The sequence below is a fragment of the Agarivorans sp. Toyoura001 genome, from assembly GCF_005405585.1.
In the GTDB taxonomy this organism is placed as follows: domain Bacteria; phylum Pseudomonadota; class Gammaproteobacteria; order Enterobacterales; family Celerinatantimonadaceae; genus Agarivorans.
Genome location: NZ_BJEQ01000001.1, coordinates 456420 through 477671, shown reverse-complemented (window position 1 = coordinate 477671; position 21252 = coordinate 456420). Strand labels below are relative to the sequence as shown.

Here is a 21252-nt window from a genome sequence, read left to right as displayed (position 1 = left end):
TTGAATCTGCTTATGTAAATCACGCATAAGCTTATTCTTTTCTGCATAAATATGACAATATATCGACTTCCTAATCACTTTAACTGGCTCGGCTTTGATTTGGTTTATAAAATGCTGTTTATGCTATTTACAGTGGCAGATAAAAATACTAGTTTATTACGGGCAAAAAGCGGATCAGGCTTGTTTAGGTCTTACTCAGTTCACAAATGTTGGTGTAATACCGACAATTTGCAGAACAGGGTCTAGATTTATCAAGAACAATAATTATTAGTCTATTCGCAAACACACCGGAAATGCGGCCATAACGGCGGCATACATGACAAGATGTCACACGGAGAATCATAATGAAAAAAGGATTAGCTAAGCTGTCTATCGCACTTGTAGCAAGTGCAATAGCGATGAGCGCGCAAGCTAAAACACAAACGTTTGTCTTCTGTTCAGAAGGCAGCCCAGAAGGTTTTAACCCAAGTTTATACACTGCAGGCACCACATTTGATGCGTCTTCTAAGACCATCTTCAACCGTTTGGTTGAGTTTGAAGTAGGTACAACCAATGTTGTTCCTGGCCTAGCTGAATCTTGGGACGTGTCTGAAGATGGCCTTGAGTATACTTTCCACTTACGCAAAGGCGTAAAATTCCATACTCAAAAGAAAGGCTTCAAACCTTCTCGCGACTTTAATGCTGATGACGTATTGTTCACCTTTGAACGTCAAGATGATCCAGAACATCCTTACCACAAAGTGTCTGGTGGTTCTTACGAGTACTACAGCGGCATGGGCATGAACGAGCTTGTGAAAGATATCGTTAAAGTTGACGATTACACCGTAAAGTTTGTATTAAGCAAGCCAGAAGCGCCATTCATCGCTAACATGGCAATGGACTTTGCATCGGTATTTTCAGCTGAGCAAGCCGACGCGATGCTAGCCGCAGGTACGCCAGAGAAATTAGACTTAGACCCAGTGGGCACAGGTCCTTTCCAAAAAGTACAATACCAAAAAGATTCAATCATTCGTTACGTTGGTAATGCTAACTACTGGCAAGGCGCTCCAGCCATTGACCGTTTAGTATTCTCAATTACACCGGATGCTTCAGTACGCTACGCCAAGCTTAAAGCGGGCGAGTGTCATGTAATGCCTTATCCAAACCCTGCTGATGTTGAGCAAATGCAAAAAGATGCCGACATCAACTTGCTTAGCCAAGAGGGTTTGAACGTTGGTTACTTGGCGTTTAACACTCAAAAAGCACCGTTTGATAACGTTAAAGTGCGTCAAGCATTGAGCCTTGCTGTTAACAAGCAGGCCATTATTGATGCGGTTTTCCAGGGCAGCGGCAAAATCGCTAAAAACCCAATTCCACCAACAATGTGGTCTTACAACGAGAAAACTGTTGATTACGCTTACGATCCTGTAAAAGCCAAAGCTTTATTAGCTGAAGCGGGTATTACTGATCTTAAGACCAACATCTGGGCTATGCCGGTTCAGCGTCCTTACAACCCTAACGCTCGTCGTATGGCTGAAGTAATTCAAGCCGATTGGGCCAAAGTAGGTGTAACCGCTGAGATTGTTAGCTACGAATGGGGTGAGTACCTTAAGCGTTCTAAGCAAGGCGAACACGACACAGTATTATTAGGTTGGACTGGTGACAATGGTGACCCAGATAACTTCCTAAGCGTATTACTAGGTTGTGATGCTGTTGGTGGTGGTAACCGCGCTATGTGGTGTCATCAACCATTTAATGACGTGATCATGAAAGCTAAGCAGATTTCTGCTCAAGCCGAACGTGCTCCGCTATACGAAGAAGCACAGTTGATTTTCAAAGAGCAAGCTCCTTGGATCACTATCGCTCACTCAGTTGCTTACAAGCCTATTCGCAAAGAAGTTCAAGGCTTTAAGGTTGACCCTCTAGGCGGTCACCACTTCTACGGCGTGTCGCTAAAATAAACATGCTTAAGGGGCTGGCAACAGCCCCTTTCCTTCCTTCTGACACAGAGCTGTAGTTATGTTCCAGTTTATTATAAAAAAATTGATGTTGGTGATACCCACCTTCATCGGCATTACTCTTTTAACTTTCACCTTAATCCGCTTGATTCCTGGCGACCCGATTGAGGTAATGGCAGGAGAAAGAGGCGTGTCACCTGAGCGCCACGCAGCATTGCGTGCCGAATTAGGCTTAGACCAACCGTTATTGGTCCAGTATTTTGATTACGTTAAAAACATTGCTAGTGGTGATCTTGGCCGTTCATTAATTACCAAGACACCGGTAACCGAAGAATTCTTAACGCTGTTTCCCGCAACTGTGGAACTGGCGTCTTGTGCTGCTTTATTTGCCATTTTGGTGGGGCTGCCCTGTGGCATTATAGCGGCGGTGAAACGAGGGTCGGTATTCGACCACTCAGTCATGACCTTTTCCTTAACCGGCTATTCGATGCCCATATTCTGGTGGGCGCTACTGTTAATGCTAGTCTTTTCAGTGAACCTAGGGATAACCCCCGTCTCCGGTAGGCTTGATGTGACTTATTGGATTGATGAAGTCACCGGTTTTATGTTGATTGACACTTTGCTGTCTGGCGAAGAGGGCGCATTTGCTTCTGCTTTGCACCACTTAGTGCTACCAAGCATTGTGCTGGGTACTATTCCAATGGCGGTTATTGCCCGTATGACTCGCTCATCTATGTTGGAAGTATTAGGCGAAGATTATATCCGTACCGCGCGCTCAAAAGGCATGGCGCCAATGCGAGTGATTGTGGTGCATGCGTTGCGTAATGCGCTTATTCCGGTGATTACGGTTATTGGTTTGCAGGTGGGTATTTTGCTCTCTGGAGCGATTTTAACCGAGACTATTTTTGCATGGCCTGGCATTGGCAAGTGGCTTATTGAGTCTATTGGTCGCCGCGATTACCCGGTAGTACAAGGCGGTATCTTAATCGTTGCCACCATCATTATTGTAGTTAATTTGCTAGTAGACATTATGTACGGCGTGGTTAATCCACGGATCCGTCATAGCAAATAACGGAGCATAATTTAATGTCAGAACAAACAACTAGTCCTGCCACGACAGGGCCGCAAGTTCAAACACCTTTACAGGAGTTTTGGGGCTACTTTAGCCAAAACACTGGGGCGGTGATTGGCTTGGTTTTTATCATTTGTATTCTAATCGTAGCGATATTTGCCAGCGTTATTGCGCCGCATTCACCGATTGAGCAATATCGTGATGCCTTGTTACTACCGCCAGCTTGGTTAGATGGTGGCAACAGTGCTTACTTGCTGGGCACCGATGACGTAGGCCGGGACATTTTGTCTCGTCTTATCCACGGTGCGCAGTTATCACTATTTATTGGTGTATTGGTCGTGACTCTTTCACTAGGCCTAGGAGTAATACTGGGTTTAACCGCTGGATTTTTCCGTGGTGCAGTAGAAACCGTGATTATGCGTGCTGTAGATATCATGCTAGCAATGCCAAGTTTGTTGTTGGCTATCGCTATTGTGGCAATCTTAGGTCCAAGTATCTTCAACGCCGCGATGGCGATTGCCATTGTATCCTTGCCACACTACGTGCGTTTAACACGTGCCTCTACCATTGCCGAACTAAACAAAGACTATGTAATATCTTCTCGCGTAGCGGGTGCCAGTTCGTTGCGTTTAATGTTCATTACTATTTTACCTAACTGTACTGCACCACTTATTGTGCAAGCGACTTTAGGTTTTTCTAACGCTATTTTAGATATGGCTGCTTTAGGCTTCTTAGGTTTAGGTGCTCAACCACCGACACCTGAATGGGGAAGCATGTTGGCGGATGCCTTACAGTTTGTGCAACGCGCCTGGTGGGTCGTAACTTTCCCTGGCCTTGTTATTCTGTTAACGGTATTAGCCTTTAACTTAATGGGTGACGGCTTACGCGACGCACTCGACCCTAAATTGAAGCAGTAGGAGATTAGTTGTGTCTTTATTAGAAGTTAATAACCTCACTGTTGAATTTGGTGATGGCGATAATCCGTTTCGCGCGGTAGATCAAGTGGGTTACAGCGTAGAGAAAGGTGAAATTGTTGGCATTGTAGGCGAGTCTGGCTCAGGCAAGAGTGTAAGCTCACTGTCTATTATGGGCTTGATAGAATACCCAGGTAAGGTAAAAGCCGATACGCTTAAGTTTGAAGGTCAAGATTTATTGGCCATGTCAGAAAATAAGCGCCGTGCGATTACTGGTGCCGAAATCGCGATGATTTTCCAAGAACCAATGTCGAGCCTTAACCCTTGTTATACGGTTGAGTATCAAATTAGCGAAGCGCTCAAAATTCACCAAAGCGGTGATAAAAAATGGCGCCGTCAACGAGTGATTGAATTGCTTGACCAAGTGGGCATTCCTGACCCTGAATCACGTTTGAAAACTTACCCGCACCAGTTGTCTGGTGGTATGAGTCAACGCGTGATGATTGCGATGGCGATTGCTTGTGATCCTAAACTATTGATTGCTGATGAACCTACCACCGCATTAGACGTGACTATTCAGGCGCAAATTGTAGATTTGTTATTAGATCTGCAAAAGCAAAAGAACATGGGCTTGGTGTTAATTACTCACGATTTGGCATTAGTAGCAGAAGCGGCGCATCGAGTGATTGTGATGTATGCCGGCCAAGTAGTAGAGACGGGCCCGGCGGAACAGATTTTTTCTAAACCTAAACATCCCTATACTCAAGCGCTATTGCGATCGTTGCCTGAGTCATCACTGGGCAAAGACCGCCTAGATGCACTGCCAGGTGTAGTGCCAGGCGCATTTGATCGCCCGATAGGTTGTTTGCTTAATCCACGTTGCCCTTATGCCACAGAGCGTTGTCAGAAAGAACAACCCACTATGCAGGGAGAGGGCGTTCGTCAAGTGCGTTGTTTTACGCCACTTGATGAAGCAGGGAGACCAAGCGCATGAGTGACACTATTATGAAAGCGGCTGCGTTAGATTCAGAGCAACCCGCGAATCAAGAGCAAGAGTCGGTATTGTCGGTCAACGGGGTGAAAAAACATTACCACGTTAAAGCGGGCATGTTTAAGCCAGACGCTACAGTAAAAGCCCTTGACGGGGTAAGCTTTAGTCTTGCAAAGGGGAAAACTTTAGCGGTAGTAGGGGAGTCTGGTTGTGGTAAATCAACCTTGGCTCGCGTACTCACTATGATTGAAACACCTACCGCTGGTGAGTTGTGTTTTGATGGCAAAGATATCTTAAGCTTGGGTAAAGATGCCGCTAAAGCATTGCGCCAAAAAATTCAGATTATCTTCCAAAATCCTTATGGTTCACTTAACCCCCGTAAGAAGGTGGGGACCATTTTAGAAGAGCCTTTGGTCATCAATAGCGACATGAGTAAAGCTGAGCGTAAGCAAAAAGCCCTAGCGATGTTGGCCAAGGTGGGTTTACGCCCAGAACATTATGACCGTTATCCGCATATGTTTTCTGGCGGTCAGCGTCAGCGTATCGCTATTGCTCGCGGTTTGATGCTAGACCCTAAGGTTGTGGTAGCCGATGAGCCTGTCTCTGCCTTAGACGTGTCTGTACAAGCTCAGGTGCTAAACTTAATGATGGACCTGCAAGAAGAAATGGGCTTAAGCTACATTTTCATCTCGCATGATTTGTCGGTGGTGGAGCATATTGCTGATGAAGTGATGGTAATGTATTTGGGTAAAGCGGTTGAATACGCCTCTTGTGAAGAGTTGTTTGCTAACCCTAAACACCCATACACTCAAGCATTGTTGTCGAGTACACCGCGTTTAGACCCAGCCCATCGCCGCGAAAAGATTAAACTAGAGGGTGAATTGCCTTCGCCACTTAATCCGCCGCAAGGTTGTGCGTTTCATGCACGCTGTCGTTACGCCAACGACCGCTGCCATAAAGAACAGCCTGCCTTAGTTCGCGAAACAAATGCACAAGTGGCATGTTTTGCGCGAGAAGAGGGGCGAATCGCCTAAGTATCTCGAAACCAAACAAAAAGCGGGCTTGTCCCGCTTTTTTTATTGCCTCATCCCGTGTAAGTTAGCTGGATAAACTTACCAAGGACTCTTCACGTTGGCATTGTTAGATAAAACCAAAGCTAAAATACACAAAATAGCGCTGTTATTGGTGTTAATTGTAGGCTGGGTAAATGTTTCACCAGCCAAAACCTTGGTTTGGGGAACGGCTTTTCATGCTGAGCCTAACGTAATTGTTGAGGAAGTGGATGCTAACAGTAATTTTATCAACCACTTGTTGTTCGACCCTTTGTTTTTACTTGATCAACAAGGAAGAGTCGCCCCACGCTTGGTGACCAAGTGGAAAATAATATCGCCTACTCAAATTCAGTTTGAGTTACGTAATGATGTTGTTTTTCATTCGGGAAATCCGCTTACAGCTGAAGACGTAGAGTGGACCTTTAACTACATTCAGCAACAGCCTCACTTACAAAGTTTGTTTGCACCAATTAAAAGCTTAAAAGCTTTAAATAGTTCGCAGTTTGAAGTGCTCACCTACCGACCATTCTCAGAGTTGATTCAGCGTTTAAGTTATATATTCCCGGCAGACAAACAGTTTTATCTAGCAAACCAGGAATTAGAAAACGTCGAGATAGTCTCCTCGGTATCGGGAACCGGACCTTTTAAATTGGCCCGTTACATACCGGGCATTGTGACCGAGTTTTCCGTCAACCCTGAATATTGGCGTAACAAGCGCAGTAATATTACGCAAATTAAAGTGGTGCCAATTGTGCAGTCGGAAATGCGCATGGCGAGCTTATTTTCTCGCGATGTGGATGTGGTAGACCATGTACCCGATAACTATGTAGAGCTGTTAAATAAAGACCCGCAACTATCGGTTATTCAGACCGAGGGGCTAAAGTGGTTGGCCATTGAATTAAATCAACGCCATCCCGCGCTGGATAATCGGCGGGTACGCCAAGCGTTAAACTTGGCGATTGATAATGTTAGATTAGCTGAAGTGTTGGGGCCTTACGCTTTAGCTTCTACCCAGTTAAGCATCCCTGGCCTTCCTGGTTACAATAAAGAATTGTTGCCACGCTATAACCTATTACTGGCGCATCAATTGCTGCAGCAAGCGGGTTTTGAAGATGGCTTTACGCTTACTATTGCAGTCCCCAAACAGCTATTTGGCGAGCAGTCTAAAGTGGTACCGCAATTGGTGTCGATGTTGGATCGGGTCAACATCACCCTCGTGCCAGAATGGTTAGATGAACAAGAGTATCAAGCCAATATTGAAAACTGCGCAAGTGATGTGATGTTAACGCGCCGCCAAAGTGATGCTGGTGATGTATTAAGTATTGCTCGTTCTATGTTCATTGAGGATACCGGCACAAGCTTGCAAACGGCTGGTTGCTTGTCTTACCGGAATGAAAAGGTGACCCAGCTTATATTGGCTGGCGAGCAAGAGCTTAATGAAGAAAAACGCGACAAAATTATTCAATATCTCGAGCAGCAGTTATACCAAGAAGCGGTGTTTGTGCCTTTATATTGGCAACGAAAGATATGGGCATTGAACCAGCGGATTAATATTGAAAATATGAATCGGGCTAGTCCATTCCCATTGTTTGAACGTTTACAGGTGTTAGATTAACGAGAAGGCTTATTGTTAAAGTCTTCGATTTTTTGTTGAATGCCTACGCTGTCTAAACCTAGCATTAGGTATATTTCATCTTGGCTACCTTGCTCAACAAAATTGTCGGGTAAGCCAATATTGAGTACTTTTACTTGGTTAAGTTGTTCAGCAAATAAAAACTCATTAACTGCCGAACCCGCCCCGCCCAAAATGGCATTTTCTTCAACCGTTACAATTAGCTCATGGCTTTCGACTAACTGGCGAATACAGTCTTTGTCTAGCGGCTTAACAAAGCGCATGTCTACCAGTGTTGCGTCTAAGTGCTCGGCTACAGGAGCGGCTTTACATAACAGGCTACCAAAGTTGAGAATGGCAATCTTTTTACCTTCGCGTAATACCCTGGCTTTACCAATCTCTATGGCGCTCATTGCATCGTTGATTGGCGTATTGTCTGCGCCGCCACGAGGGTAGCGAACCGCAGCAGGCCCCTGATGTAAATGGCCTGTGTAGAGCATTTGCCTACATTCATCTTCGTTGGCGGGTGCCATAATTACTAAGTTAGGTACTGCTCTTAAGTAGCTTAAATCAAAAGCACCTTGGTGAGTTGGGCCGTCTGCACCAACAATGCCGGCGCGGTCGATAGCAAATAACACCGGCAAGTTTTGAATGGCTACGTCATGAATCAACTGGTCGTAGGCACGCTGTAAAAAGGTACTGTAAATAGCCACAACTGGTTGATAACCTGCAATGGCTAATCCAGCGGCAAAGGTCACTGCGTGCTGCTCAGCGATGGCTACGTCGAAGTATTGTTCAGGGAACTCTTTAGAAAAGCGCACCATGCCCGAACCTTCGCGCATCGCTGGGGTAATCCCCATTAGCTTTTTATCTTTGGCGGCCATGTCACATAACCAATCGCCAAATACTTTAGAGAACGTAGGCGCGGCACCTTTGCTTTTAGGCAGGTTACTTTGGCTAGGGTCAAATTTAGGCACGCCGTGGTAACCAATGGGATCTTGTTCGGCGGGTAAATAGCCTTTCCCTTTTTTGGTCATTACATGCAAAATTTGCGGACCTTTTAAGTCTCGCATATTGCTTAATGTTCGCACTAAGCCTTTTACATCATGGCCATCAATAGGGCCAATGTAGTTAAAGCCAAATTCTTCAAATAAAGTGCCAGGTACTACCATGCCTTTAAGGTGTTCTTCAGCGCGGCGAGCTAGCTCTTTAATCGGCGGCATACCGCTGAGTACTTTCTTCCCGCCTTCACGGAGCGAAGAGTACAACGAGCCTGAAAGAATGTTTGCTAGCGAGTTATTGAGCGCGCCAACGTTTTCCGAAATCGACATCTCGTTGTCATTTAATATCACTAACATGTCGTTGTGGATTGCGCCCGCGTGGTTTAACGCTTCAAAAGCCATACCGGCGGTCATGGCGCCATCGCCAATCACGGCCACCACTTTACGGCCCTGTTGTTCTTTTTCAGCGGCTATCGCCATGCCTAAGGCTGCACCAATTGAGGTGCTAGAGTGGCCTACGCTTAATACGTCGTACTCACTTTCACCACGCCATGGGAAAGGGTGTAAACCTTTAAACTGACGAATGGTTGACATTTTTTCACGGCGACCAGTAAGAATTTTGTGCGGGTAAGCCTGATGACCAACATCCCAAACCAATTTATCAAAGGGTGTGTTGTATACGTAATGCAAGGCAACTGTGAGTTCAACTGCGCCTAAGCCTGAGGCTAAATGGCCACTCGACTGGCTAACACTGTTAAGTAGATACTGGCGAAGTTCGTCACATAGTTCGGGAAGCTGCTGTTGCTCTAGTTGGCGCAGCTGCGGAGGCAGGTCTGCAAGAGCAAGAGTTGGGTAATCTTTAATATTCAGTGTCATATAAAATGCTTATCATTATTTTTATTGTTGACGACTAGTTGTTTCGATGCACGACATAATCAGCCAATGAGGCTAGCAACTCACCATTGTAAGGCAAACTCTCTAAAGCTAACAGCGCTTCTTTACCTAGCAATTCAGCCTTTTCTATGGCGCCGTCCAAGCCTAGCAAACTTGGGTATGTGCTTTTGTTTAGCGCCTCATCAGAGCCTTGAGGTTTACCTAAAGTATCGGTATCACTAATTATATCTAAAATGTCATCTCTAACTTGAAAAGCTAAGCCTAACGCATCGGCATAACGAGCTAAAGCTTGTTGTTCATTTGGCTGGGTAATATTGGCGCAAATTGCGCCTAGCATCACCGCTGCTTTAATAATAGCGCCGGTTTTATGTTGGTGAACGGTTTCTAACTGCTGCAAGCTTATTGTTTGATTGGTTGCTGCAATATCTAAGGCTTGTCCGCCACACATGCCATTATATCCGGCTGCCTGGCTTAACACTTTTAGCATAGCGACTTTTTGCGCATCACTGGCTGGAGCATCAGCAATTAAACTAAACGCCAAACTTTGCAGGGCATCACCGGCTAAAATTGCAGTGGCTTCGTCAAAGGCGATATGGCAAGTTGCTTGGCCGCGGCGAAGATCATCGTCGTCCATGGCAGGTAAATCATCATGAATAAGCGAATAAGCGTGAACGCATTCAACGGCTGCTGCTGCAGTATTAAGTAGCTCTGTGGAAGCTCCGTTTAATTGACCTACGATATAAACAAGCAGCGGGCGAACTCTTTTTCCGCCTAGCAATAAACCATGGCGCATAGCGGCCAATAAACGCGGGTCGTTTACTGTTTGCTGCTCTAGTATTTGGTCTAAGTGCGCATTAATTTGTGATTGATAGTCAGCGATGGTGCTGGCTAAAGTAGTATTCACTCAGAAGACTCCTGAGACAGCGGTTCTAAAGTATCGCCGTTTGGACCTTGACGAAGTATCTCAACCTGTTGCTGAGCTTGCTGCAGTTTTGCTTGTCCAGCGTTAGCAAGGCCGATACCGCGCTCAAATTGTTTGAGTGAATCTTCGAGGCTTAACTCACCTTGTTCTAATTGTTGAACAATGTCCTCAAGTTCATTTAAAGTCTCTTCAAACTTCATCTTTTCTGGTTTTTTTGCAACCACAGCCAAGGCCTCTCTCATACTTATGCTGGCGCAAAGTTACCCTAGGCGTATAGGCAGGTCAAACATGCGACTCAAGTATTTTTATTTTGGTCGATAAATATAGAAGAGCTTGGTGTGTCAAGATATTGATATGCGAACACAAAATTACCTTCGATTCTGTTTTGGGAGTAGACTAGTATTAGTTTAATTAGAATCTCTAGGCTACAGGTTAAAAGGAAAAAGCAGTGGATTTAGCAACGCTGATTGGGATTATCGGCGCCTTCGCGTTTGTTGTAATGGCGATGGTGATGGGGGGCGGGATTGAGATTTTCATCGATATCCCTTCGGTACTGATTGTTTTTTGTGGTTCGTTATTCGTTGTATTGATGAAATACAACCTCGGCCAGTTTTTGGGTGCAATTAAAATTGCGGCCAAAGCTTTTATGTTTAAGGCCGACAAACCCGATGACTTAATTGAGCGCTCAGTTGAAATGGCTGACGCTGCCCGTAAAGGGGGCTTTTTAGCTTTGGAAGAAGCTGAGATCACCAATCCCTTTATGCAAAAAGGCATTGATATGCTAGTTGATGGTCACGATGCTGACGTAGTGCGTGCCACCATGGAGAAAGATATTTCTCTCACCTCTGAACGCCACGAGTTTGGCGCTGGCATATTTAAAGCACTCGGCGATGTGGCGCCGGCAATGGGTATGATTGGTACGCTAATTGGTTTGGTAGCGATGTTGTCTAACATGGATGACCCTAAGTCTATTGGCCCTGCCATGGCGGTAGCCTTGTTAACGACCTTGTACGGTGCCATTTTAGCCAATATGGTGGCGATTCCCATTAGTGAGAAGTTATTGCTGCGTGCCGGTGAAGAAAAGCTAAACCGTAGTCTTATTTTAGATGCGGTATTAGGGATCCAAGATGGGCAAAATCCACGTGTGATCGAAGGCGTGTTGAAAAACTATCTGCCGGAAGGTAAGCGCTCTCTTGGTACAACCGACGAATAGGTGACGCAGTAATGGAAGAACCTTGCAAATGTCCCCCCGAAGGTTTGCCCGCATGGATGGGCACCTTTGCCGATCTTATGTCTTTGTTGATGTGTTTCTTTGTATTGCTATTGGCATTCTCGGAGATGGACGTATTAAAGTTTAAACAAATCGCTGGGTCGATGAAGTATGCCTTTGGTGTGCAGAACCTGTTGGAAGTAAAAGACATTCCCAAAGGAACCTCGGTGATTGCCCAGGAGTTTCGCCCTGGTCGCCCAGAACCTACACCAATTGAAACCATCATGCAGCAGACCATTGACATGACTCAGGCCAAGCTTGAGTTTCATGATGGTGAAGAAGCCGATGCGGGCGGGCAGCAAAAAGCTGCAGGCCAACAGACCGGCGGCCGAGCCTCTGCTACTCAAGCTCAATCTTCACAAAGCCAGTCAGAGACTCAAGCCCAGCAAAATGAAACCGCTAAGCGGATTGCTCAACAATTGCGAGACCAAATTGAAGATGGCGCGATTGAAGTGGAGTCATTAGGTCAGCAAATTATTATTCGAGTGCGCGAGAAAGGCGCATTTCCTTCTGGTTCGGCATTTTTACAGCCTAAGTTTAGGCCGGTAATTCGCCGCGTGGGCGAAGTGATTAAAGATATTCCGGGCATTGTTACGGTGTCTGGGCATACCGATAATCAACAAGCAGAATCGGAGCTGTATCGTTCAAACTGGGATCTTTCTAGCCAACGCGCGGTGTCGGTGGCACATGAGCTGATTAAGGTACAAGGGTTTGCCGAAGAACGCTTGATAGTAAGTGGCGTGGCAGATACTCAACCGCTGCTTAAAAACAATACTTTGGAAAATCGTCGCCGCAACCGCCGTGTAGAAATAGGCATTATGCAAGGTAAAGCCTCTCAATCTGGTGAGATCGCGGTCTCCGACACACAATAGTTATTTACCTCGCCGCTAATACCGGCGAGTTTCTTTTTTTGTCCTCTCTTTTTGCTTCGCTTTGCGTTTTATTCACCAAAGTATTGCACTTGTTCTTAGCCTAAAATAAACAAGATTGGCTCACTGCCATAACTCGCGGTATAATTCGCGCCCAAATTTATCAAGGCCCCAGAGTTATGAAGTTCATCGTTAAACTATTTCCAGAAATTGCTATGAAGAGTAAGCCGGTTCGCAAGCGCTTCAGCAAAATCCTGCAAAGCAATATTCGTAATGTAATTAGTCCTATCGATGAAACGATTCGCGTACGCCTAGACTGGGATCGAATGGTGGTTACTTCGCGTAACGAAAGCGAAGAAAACCGAGCGGCAGTTATCGAAGCCTTGTCGTCTACACCGGGCATTGTGCATTTTCTAGAAGTATCTCAGCATACTTTTACTGATTTACACAGTATTTATGAACTGACTTATGAGGTGTGGAAAGACCGCTTAAAAGGTAAAACCTTTTGTGTTCGAGTAAAACGTAGCGGTAAGCATGACTTTTCATCAATTGAAGTAGAGCGTTATGTTGGTGGCGGTCTTAACCAGCATTGCGAAAGCAATGGGGTGCGCTTAAAGAATCCAGATGAAACGGTAAAACTAGAGATATCTGACGAAGATGTTTATCTGGTTAAGGCCAAACATGAAGGCCTAGGCGGTTTCCCGATAGCCACACAAGAAAGTGTTCTGTCACTCATCTCTGGCGGCTTTGACTCTGGTGTATCAAGTTACCAGCTCATTAAGCGTGGCGCCAAGGTGCATTATTGTTTCTTTAACCTTGGTGGGCGTGCTCACGAACTAGGTGTTAAACAAGTTGCTCATCATCTTTGGAAACGTTTTGGCTCTTCTCATCGGGTGAAATTTGTCGCCGTAGATTTTGACCCCGTGGTAAACGAAATTCTTGAGAAAGTAGACAACGGCCAAATGGGTGTTGTGCTTAAACGAATGATGGTACGGGCTGCTTCTGAAGTGGCTAAAAAACTGGATATTCCAGCCTTGGTGACCGGCGAAGCAGTTGGCCAGGTGTCTAGTCAAACCTTAGTAAACTTAAGCATGATTGACCGGGTATCTGAAACCTTGATATTGCGCCCGCTTATCGCTACCGACAAGCAAGACATTATTGATGTTGCTAAGCGCATTGGCACCAATGATTTCGCGGAAACTATGCCGGAGTACTGCGGTGTTATTTCAAACAAACCGACGGTGAAGGCGGTTGAATCTAAATTGCTTATTGAAGAAGAGAAATTTGATTTCTCTATACTTGAAAAAGTGGTTGAAGATAGCCGCATTACCGATATTCGCGACATTGCTAAAGAAACCGACGAGCAAGTCACCGAAGTTGATAGCGAAGAGGTTGCGCAAGATAAAGAAGCAGTAATATTGGATATTCGCTCTATGGAAGAACTAGAGCTAAAACCCTTTGCAATAGATGGCGTTGAAGTGAAACATATTCCCTTCTTTAAATTAGCCACCCAGTTTGGCGATTTGGATCAAAGTAAGCACTACATGTTGTACTGTGATCGCGGTGTAATGAGCAAACTACAAGCCTTGTACTTACAAGACGCTGGCTTTAAAAATGTTGGTGTTTATAGCAACAAATAGTTCATTTAGTCCTGCTTGAATTAAGCCGACTTTCGTCGGCTTTTTTGTCTGCTAAATAGTTAAAAGTCATTAAAAAATATGAATTTTTGCTAACAGTTAGCATTTTAAACAGCTTTTACTGATAATTGCCTCAAACTAGGAGTTTTATCACACCGTTCACTCTCAGGTGGTATAAACTTAAAGTAGGTTTTAGCACAAAAAGGGGTAGAAGTATGAGCGCTCTATTTTTAGTTACCGCAGTGGGCGAAGATAAACCCGGTACGCTAAATCGCTTAGCCGATATAACGCATTCTCAGCAGGGAAAGTGGCTAAGCAGTCGCGTAGTTAACCTCGATGGGCAATTTGCCTGTATCTTCAAAGTTCAAGTTCCACAAAAAAATAGCCAAACCTTACAAGATGCGCTTCTTAATGTAGACGGTGTTCAGCTTGATATTCACGATTGTAAACCTGCGCATCTATCGCAATCAGAATCTTTGCACTTAGTAATTGATGCTGAAGATAGACCAGGACTGATTAACGATATTACACGTTTGTTGGTGGGGCATGGGGTGAACGTTAATAAGCTCGAGTGTCATCGTGTTAGTGTGCCGGAGGCAGGAGGTAATGTATTTACTGCCGAGCTTGATCTTATGGTGCCAGACAGTGAAAACACAGCGAGCATTATTGCTGAGATTGAAAGTTTGCAAGCGCAAATGGTGGTGAACCAAGCTCACTAAATGTGCGTTAAGCGGGTAAGTTGTAAAGGGCGGCAATAGGCGGCCCTTTTTGTTATCTGCTACTTGAGATTAAACTCTTTCACCGCGTTAAGAATACTGCGAATACTGTATTGGCCAATAAACTTACCATTTTGTACTACGGGCATTCTGCGGCGTTTTTCCTTAATCAGTTTTTCTGCTACTGCCAGTATGTCCATGTCAGTGCCAATAACATCCACCTCTTCAGTCATAAAATCGGCAACACTTCCACCAATCTCTCCGTGGTAAGTACCTTTTAAAATCGCCTGTAAACAGTCTATTTCAGAAATGACTCCAACCACTTCACGTTGCTGGTTTATTACTGTGGCACCCGATACTTTTGCCGCAAGCATGATGTCGATAGCCTCAAACAACGAGGTAGTAGGTTGTACCGTTACCGGATTTTTAGTCATGTAATCGATCGCGCGAATAGAGGTTAACGCCATGCTTTCTTCCTTAAAATTGCAGGGTTTCTTTAAGATATGAATAAAAAAAACGCTTTTTGTCCAGTTGTTTGTATAAAAAACTAGTGCGAGTTAAAAAAACCAGGGTGACTTTAAAATAATTGTAGATGCTATGTTACGTAATAGCCTGATTATTTAGCTTAAAGGCATTTTCGTTCAAAGTACTTACCCAGATAACACTCGGTAGACTGCGACCTTGGTAGTAGAGTGTAAATACTGTGAACAATGAATACCTTAGTCTTTTAAGATAAGCGTTACACTTAAGCCTAATTAGCTAAAAGCAAAAGCGAGACAGCTGGAATGAGCCAACGCAAATTGCATGACTTGTTTTCTCCAAAATCTATTGCGGTGATTGGTGCATCAAACCGTGCTTTACGCCCCGGCAACGTGGTGATGAAGAACTTGATGAGTGCTGGGTTTAATGGCCCAGTAATGCCGGTAACCCCTAAGTATAAAGCCGTGCTGGGCGTGCTTGCTTACCCGAGCATTGAGAAGTTACCGCAGCGGCCCGATTTAGCGGTGGTGTGTGTGAACGCCACTCGCCTGCCAGAGGTAATAGAAAAGCTGGGTCAGTTTGGCTGTAAGGCGGCCATTATTACTGCCGGTGGTTTAGACATAAGTGTTGATGAACCACAGCAAACGGTTACCGAGCAAATACTCGCATTGGCTCAACGCTACGGTATGCGTATTTTGGGGCCGAACAGTTTAGGCATTATGCTGCCCCAGCTTGGGCTTAACGCGTCTTTTGCTCATGCCAATAGCCAAGTTGGAAAAATTGCTTTTGTGTCTCAATCTGCTGCGGTGTGTACCACAGTACTTGATTGGGCTAATGATAAAGGCATAGGTTTTTCCTCGTTTATTTCCCTAGGAGATGCGTTAGACATCGACTTTGGTGAGCTACTCGACTATTTGTCTCGAGATGCCAAAACCCAAGTAATTATGCTGTATATCGATTCGGTAAAAGATACTCAACGTTTCATGTCTGCGGCGCGGGCAGCCTCGCGTAATAAAGCAATTTTGGTGATTAAATCTGGGCGCAGTAGTGTGGGGGCCAAGGCGGCTTCTTTACATACTGGTGGCCTAGTGGGCAACGATGCGGTTTACGATGCGGCTTTTAAGCGTGCTGGTATGCTGAGGGTTAAAGATTTACATGAGTTATTCGCTGCAGTAGAAACGCTGACCTATGCCAATCCTTTGCAAGGTGAACGACTAGCCATTTTGAGTAATGGCGGTGGTCCAGCAGTATTGGCGGTTGATGCCTTGATGGAGCGCGGCGGTAAGCTAGCTGAGTTTTCCGAAGAGACCTTAGCGAAGTTGTCTGAAGTTTTACCTAGCGCATGGTCGGGGCAAAACCCCTTAGATATTGTTGGTGATGCCGATCCTTCACGTTATGCCCAAGCCTTAGACATTGTCGCAAGTAGCGGTGAAGCTGATGCCTTGTTACTAATGCACGCGCCGTCGGCATTGGCGGGAGCCGAGTCTACCGCTGAGGCGTTAATCAAGGTGATTAAGCAAGATAGCAAAGCACGGCGGTTAAATATTCTCACCAATTGGATGGGAGAAGCCACGGCGTACCCAGGGCGTATGGCATTTACCAAAGCGGGCATTCCCACTTACCGCACCCCAGAGGGTGCGGTGGGTGCGTTTATGCACATGGTAGAATTTAGGCGTAATCAGAAACTGCTCTCAGAAACCCCAAGTACTGCTGTGGAAACCGCCGTTGACCAAAGCGCGAAGCAGATTTTGCAAAGTGCTCTAGAACAGCAAAAATTTGTATTAGAAACCCATGAAGCTAAACCTTTGCTGCAAGCTTTTGGTTTGCAAACTATCGATACATGGTTGGTGCATGATGTGGCAGAAGCTATCGCGTGTGCCGAAGATATTGGTTACCCGGTGGCGCTGAAAATTCAATCCCCAGATATTTTGCATAAATCCGATGTACACGGTGTCAGTCTAAACATTAACAACCAACAAGAGCTTAAGATTGCCGCAGAATCAATGCTGGATAGGGTTCAGCAGGCCTACCCTCAAGCCAGAGTTGAAGGGATGGTTTTACAGCGCATGGCCTTAACCGCGGGAGCACAAGAGTTGCGAGTGGCAGTGATTAACGACCCGGTGTTTGGCCCTGCGATATTTTTAGGCGAGGGGGGCTCGGAGTGGGATGAAACCCAAGATGCCGCAGTAGCTTTGCCGCCACTGAATATGAGTTTGTCCCGTTACTTGGTAATTTCTGCCCTTAAGGCGCAAAAAATTAGAGACCGGCGTTTGCCTAATGGGCTAAAAATGGAAGCCTTATGTACCATGCTCACCCGCTTATCTGATTTGGTGATTGATTGCCCAGAGATTGCCCGTTTAGACCTAAACCCGGTACTCGCAGCAGGCGATAACATTACCTTGCTAGATGTAAATATGCGTTTGCAAGCGGCTGAGCAAGGCTTAGGACAACGCTTGGCGATTCGTCCCTATCCCAAAGAATTAGAAGAATATTGCCAGATTAAAAATGGTAGCAAAGTATTGCTGCGTCCTATTTTGCCAGAAGACGAACCCAAGCATTTAGCCTTTGATTCTTCACTTACCGAAGAAGACCGTTACAAGCGCTACTTTGGCGCGAGAGGGCAAATGACGCATGAAGAGATGGCGCTGCTTACGCAAATTGATTACGCCCGCGAGATGGCTTTTATTGCGGTAGACGAGAGCGCTGAAGACGACCGAGCCATCCTTGGCGTAGTAAGGGCGAGCATTGATCCAGATAACCTTGATGCAGAGTTTGCCATGGTGGTAAGAAGTGACTTACAAGGTCAGGGTTTAGGCAAGCAGCTACTGCAAAAGCTTATTGCTTATTATCAGGCAATGGGCACCCAAACCTTGAGTGGGATGACAATGATTCAAAACCGAGGCATGGCAGGCTTAGCCAAACATTTAGGGTTTAGAGTGAAGTTTGAACTGGAAGATGGGGTGATAGAAATGCAGTTAGATTTACAAACTGCTGAAAGAGTAACACCAGCCTAAGAGTGAATCCTTAGGCTTAAAAATGTAAAACTTAAGGGCCTAGAGACTAAAAGCAACAAACTGCTGCATTACAGCGCAGTTTGCATCTATCCGTTGGTCAAAGTCTTCCAGTGCAGGGGTTTCGCTACAAGCGCCCCTTTTAGCCCCTAATCTTACCAAGCAAGATTCAAACGAGGTATCGTAGTGGTTGTGGATTAAGCCCTTATCTAAGGGGCAACCATCGATACTGTTGTCCGCAGCCACTTCAAAAAAGCCCGCTAAGCTGTCGCGTAAACCAAGGCTAAATGCACCGGCGGCTTGTTCAGGCTCAAAAGAATAGACATAACAGTTATGCTGCAGCACGTCTTCGTGGCAAGTGAGTATGCCATCTGTACTAAGTGCTTTTAGCAAGTCTTGTTGAGCAATTAGCAGTTTGCCTTCTGCAGAGCTATCGGCACTTTCAAGCGCACGTCCGGCAGCAAACTCAAAACCTCGGTTAGGGTTTTCACCATATTGGTTGAAACGATGGCCGGCTTTAAACCCAGTAGGGTTTACCAGTGGCAGCAAACTAAGATTAATCTTGTTGAAAACCTCACTATCTAGCTGTGAGAGAAACTTTAACATGCCCCAAGGCCCAGCTGCTTCTTCACCGTGAAAACCAGCACTAATCAGTAAGTTTGGGCGTGAAGAGTGCGGGTTAGGAGATTGGTAAAGATCGAGTGGGTAAGCGTCAATTTCACCAAGTGTTTGCTGCTGCATTCCTAAACGCTGCATTTGCTCGGCGAGTAAAGAATAAAAGCTATCAATATCATTGCTGGCACTTTTGAACTGGCTCGATTGCCAATGAAACTGTTGAAATGAAGAACGGCTCACAAGCTAAGCTCCTGCATGTTATGTGATGAATAGGCTAACACTACCAGCACTTTTGCTTGAGCTCTAGTGTCATTCACTATTTTAGCCTCGGTATTGTTATTGGCTGGCCATAAGCTAAAGTGTTTTAGGAACATGGGCTTAAATGCGTTTTATAAAGATGGTTTTAGGTAGCAGGTTTAGCTGAATAATGAGAATGCTAAATATTAATCGTCATCATCATCGGGGTGTGAATTCACCACTTCTAATAGTTCTTGCTCCAATAGCTCGGCAATGGCTTGGTGTTTTTTATTCAGGTAAAAGTAGCTTGTGATTTCGATAAAGTGTTGGTTAAAGCAGGATTTGATTTGCTGTTTCTCTTGAGCGCTGTAGATAAATTCGACCGAGCGCTTGCTGGCTGCAAAGTAGTCGGCGCGACCTCGCCGCAGCATTTCTACCATTAGTTTTGGCGAGGATACTTTCTCAAAGCCAACGTCAGAGAGTTGATAAAAAATGTTGAAGTAGGGGATACCACTTAAACCAACCGGCTTAAAGTTACTCAGCTGGTCAGGGTGGGAGACGCAGTTCTGATCGTGAGGCACCCAAATCCACAACTTTGAAGATTCAATAGGCACATCTATTTTCAGCATGTTGTCAGTTTTTCTGCTGGGAATATCGTAAGGAAAAGCTTCACCATCTAATAGGTTTAACTCTAACAAGCGACTGGCTCGCGCTTCAGGCAGGGGGATTAGTTCGAGCTCAATATCAATTTGTCTAGCAGCCTCTACTAAGTAATCTAAACCCGGTTCATCTTCACCTTCATCTAAATCAAAGTCGAGCACAGCTACCTTCATTAGCGCCGCAGCGATAACTGAAGTACTGAGTAGACTTAAACTTAAACAAGCCACAAGGTTTTTCAAGAGATTGCTCTTACCAGTTGAATACCCTCAGTATAGGGGGATTTTTTATCTTAACTAACGAATACTACTCATTTTTAGTAAGTTGTGAAGCGCGCTAAAAATATTCGGCGATGGCTAAATAGCGCTGGCGAATATGCTCAATAAGTAATTTGATTTTTTTCGGTTGTTGGCGAGTGAAAGGATAGACCGCGTAAATACCGAGTACTTTGGCGGCTTGGCCTACCAATATCTCCTGTAAGCGCCCTGCGGCTAAGTCTTCATGTACCAAGCAGCGAGGTACATAAATTACCCCGTGTCCTGCTATTGCTGCGGTTCTTAAGGCTCTGGCATTGTTGGTACTAAAGCCACTGTTTACTCGAACGGCTTGAGTTTGCTGCTTGCTGTGAAACATCCACTCCTCAGCGCCACCTTCTTGGTAGCTGTAGCTTAAGCAGCGATGTTTGGTGAGCTCGTCGGGTGTCCACGGAATACCTCGCTTCGCCAAGTAGCGGGGGCTGGCAACCACCACCCAATGTGAGTCAATAATGTGGCGAGCAATTAGCGAGGAATCAGGCAAGCTGCCGGTTCTAATCGCCAAATCAAAACCGCCTTCTAATAAGTCTACAAAGCGGTTATCCATCGACATATCCACGCTTATGTCTGGGTATTGCTCACAAAATGACGCCAAGGCCTCTGCCAGCAGTAATTCGCCAGAAATGGTGGGCACACTGATTTTAATTTTCCCACTCAGGCTTTCTCCGTATTCGCCTACTTCGGCAAAGGCTTCTTGTGCACTTAGCGCAATATCTTTGGCTTGTAGAAATAGCGCTTGGCCTGCTTCGGTGAGCGAGAGTTTACGGGTAGTGCGATATAGCAGTTGTACCGATAACTCTTGCTCTAAACGAGCCACTCGTTTGCTAATCACTGAGTTAGTAAGCTCTCGTTGTTCCGCAACGCGGCTAAAGGATCCTTGCTCAACTACATCGGCAAACAAAATTAAGTCATCTACATTTGGCATTTTTTGGAAATAATTAATTTCTTTGTTTCTATATATGGATAAATGTCGAAGGTGTAAAGTAAATGTTAATAAAAAGTGTGTTTTAGCCTCGGCTTTGTGTGAACTCTCACATTTGGCCTTTGGCAC

General features: G+C 45.3%; 18 protein-coding genes. 11 read left to right on the top strand and 7 right to left on the bottom strand.

The window, feature by feature from the left end; genetic code table 11:
- The first annotated feature begins 344 nt into the window (after positions 1–344).
- The 6 genes from FFR00_RS02210 (at position 345) to FFR00_RS02185 (ending at position 7581) form a co-directional block, all read left to right on the top strand.
- Positions 345–1940, top strand: coding sequence for an ABC transporter substrate-binding protein (locus FFR00_RS02210; protein WP_137671720.1), 1596 nt, complete (start codon positions 345–347; stop codon positions 1938–1940).
- 58 nt (positions 1941–1998) lie between these two features.
- Positions 1999–3009, top strand: coding sequence for an ABC transporter permease subunit (locus FFR00_RS02205; protein WP_137671719.1), 1011 nt, complete (start codon positions 1999–2001; stop codon positions 3007–3009).
- A gap of 14 nt (positions 3010–3023) precedes the next feature.
- Positions 3024–3926, top strand: a complete 903-nt coding sequence (gene dppC / locus FFR00_RS02200) for a dipeptide ABC transporter permease DppC (RefSeq protein ID WP_137671718.1) — start codon at positions 3024–3026, stop codon at positions 3924–3926.
- 10 nt (positions 3927–3936) lie between these two features.
- The gene (dppD, locus tag FFR00_RS02195) at positions 3937–4917 is read left to right on the top strand and encodes a dipeptide ABC transporter ATP-binding protein (RefSeq protein WP_137671717.1); all 981 of its coding nucleotides are present in this window, start codon (positions 3937–3939) and stop codon (positions 4915–4917) included.
- On the top strand, positions 4914–5948 hold the full coding sequence (locus FFR00_RS02190) for a peptide ABC transporter ATP-binding protein (RefSeq protein ID WP_174235917.1): 1035 nt from the start codon (positions 4914–4916) through the stop codon (positions 5946–5948). The genes dppD and FFR00_RS02190 overlap by 4 nt, the downstream gene beginning before the upstream one ends.
- A gap of 97 nt (positions 5949–6045) precedes the next feature.
- Positions 6046–7581 (top strand): ABC transporter substrate-binding protein, encoded by a 1536-nt coding sequence (locus FFR00_RS02185; RefSeq protein WP_137671716.1) that lies wholly within the window; start codon positions 6046–6048, stop codon positions 7579–7581.
- On the opposite strand, the gene dxs is transcribed toward FFR00_RS02185, so the two are convergent.
- Genes dxs through FFR00_RS02170 form a run of 3 tightly spaced genes read right to left on the bottom strand, consistent with a single transcriptional unit; the run spans position 7578 to position 10637 of the window.
- Positions 7578–9455: a 1-deoxy-D-xylulose-5-phosphate synthase gene (gene dxs, locus FFR00_RS02180; protein WP_137671715.1), complete on the bottom strand. Its 1878-nt coding sequence runs from the start codon at positions 9453–9455 to the stop codon at positions 7578–7580. The genes FFR00_RS02185 and dxs overlap by 4 nt on opposite strands.
- Positions 9456–9489: 34 nt before the next feature.
- Positions 9490–10377, bottom strand: a complete 888-nt coding sequence (gene ispA, locus FFR00_RS02175; protein ID WP_137671714.1) for a (2E,6E)-farnesyl diphosphate synthase — start codon at positions 10375–10377, stop codon at positions 9490–9492.
- Entirely contained in the window at positions 10374–10637 is a 264-nt protein-coding gene (locus FFR00_RS02170; protein WP_137671713.1) for an exodeoxyribonuclease VII small subunit, read from the bottom strand. The genes ispA and FFR00_RS02170 overlap by 4 nt, the downstream gene beginning before the upstream one ends.
- A gap of 206 nt (positions 10638–10843) precedes the next feature.
- Between FFR00_RS02170 and pomA the strand changes: the two genes are divergently transcribed.
- The 4 genes from pomA to FFR00_RS02150 all read left to right on the top strand — a co-directional run bounded on the left by pomA (position 10844) and on the right by FFR00_RS02150 (position 14890).
- Positions 10844–11608, top strand: coding sequence for a flagellar motor protein PomA (pomA, locus tag FFR00_RS02165; protein WP_137671712.1), 765 nt, complete (start codon positions 10844–10846; stop codon positions 11606–11608).
- A gap of 11 nt (positions 11609–11619) precedes the next feature.
- A complete protein-coding gene (locus FFR00_RS02160) occupies positions 11620–12537 on the top strand; it encodes a flagellar motor protein MotB (protein WP_137671711.1) in 918 nt (305 codons plus the stop codon).
- 176 nt (positions 12538–12713) lie between these two features.
- A complete protein-coding gene (thiI, locus tag FFR00_RS02155; RefSeq protein WP_137671710.1) occupies positions 12714–14174 on the top strand; it encodes a tRNA uracil 4-sulfurtransferase ThiI in 1461 nt (486 codons plus the stop codon).
- Positions 14175–14386: 212 nt separating this feature from the next.
- Entirely contained in the window at positions 14387–14890 is a 504-nt protein-coding gene (locus FFR00_RS02150) for a glycine cleavage system protein R (RefSeq protein WP_137671709.1), read from the top strand.
- A 59-nt stretch (positions 14891–14949) separates the two neighbouring features.
- Here the strand turns inward: FFR00_RS02150 and FFR00_RS02145 are convergent, their stop codons facing one another.
- Entirely contained in the window at positions 14950–15354 is a 405-nt protein-coding gene (locus FFR00_RS02145; protein ID WP_137671708.1) for a CBS domain-containing protein, read from the bottom strand.
- Positions 15355–15672: 318 nt separating this feature from the next.
- Here FFR00_RS02145 and FFR00_RS02140 point away from each other — a divergent pair, with 318 nt between their 5' ends.
- Positions 15673–18381 carry a bifunctional acetate--CoA ligase family protein/GNAT family N-acetyltransferase gene (locus FFR00_RS02140; RefSeq protein ID WP_137671707.1) on the top strand — a complete coding sequence of 903 codons (2709 nt, stop codon included), beginning with the start codon at positions 15673–15675 and terminating at the stop codon, positions 18379–18381.
- A 39-nt stretch (positions 18382–18420) separates the two neighbouring features.
- Here the strand turns inward: FFR00_RS02140 and FFR00_RS02135 are convergent, their stop codons facing one another.
- The 3 genes from FFR00_RS02135 to FFR00_RS02125 all read right to left on the bottom strand — a co-directional run bounded on the left by FFR00_RS02135 (position 18421) and on the right by FFR00_RS02125 (position 21126).
- Positions 18421–19233: a M14 family metallocarboxypeptidase gene (locus tag FFR00_RS02135; RefSeq protein ID WP_137671706.1), complete on the bottom strand. Its 813-nt coding sequence runs from the start codon at positions 19231–19233 to the stop codon at positions 18421–18423.
- Between the two features lie 203 nt (positions 19234–19436).
- The gene (locus tag FFR00_RS02130) at positions 19437–20129 is read right to left on the bottom strand and encodes a hypothetical protein (RefSeq protein WP_137671705.1); all 693 of its coding nucleotides are present in this window, start codon (positions 20127–20129) and stop codon (positions 19437–19439) included.
- A 94-nt stretch (positions 20130–20223) separates the two neighbouring features.
- Positions 20224–21126 carry a LysR family transcriptional regulator gene (locus FFR00_RS02125; RefSeq protein WP_137671704.1) on the bottom strand — a complete coding sequence of 301 codons (903 nt, stop codon included), beginning with the start codon at positions 21124–21126 and terminating at the stop codon, positions 20224–20226.
- Positions 21127–21252 lie beyond the last annotated feature (126 nt).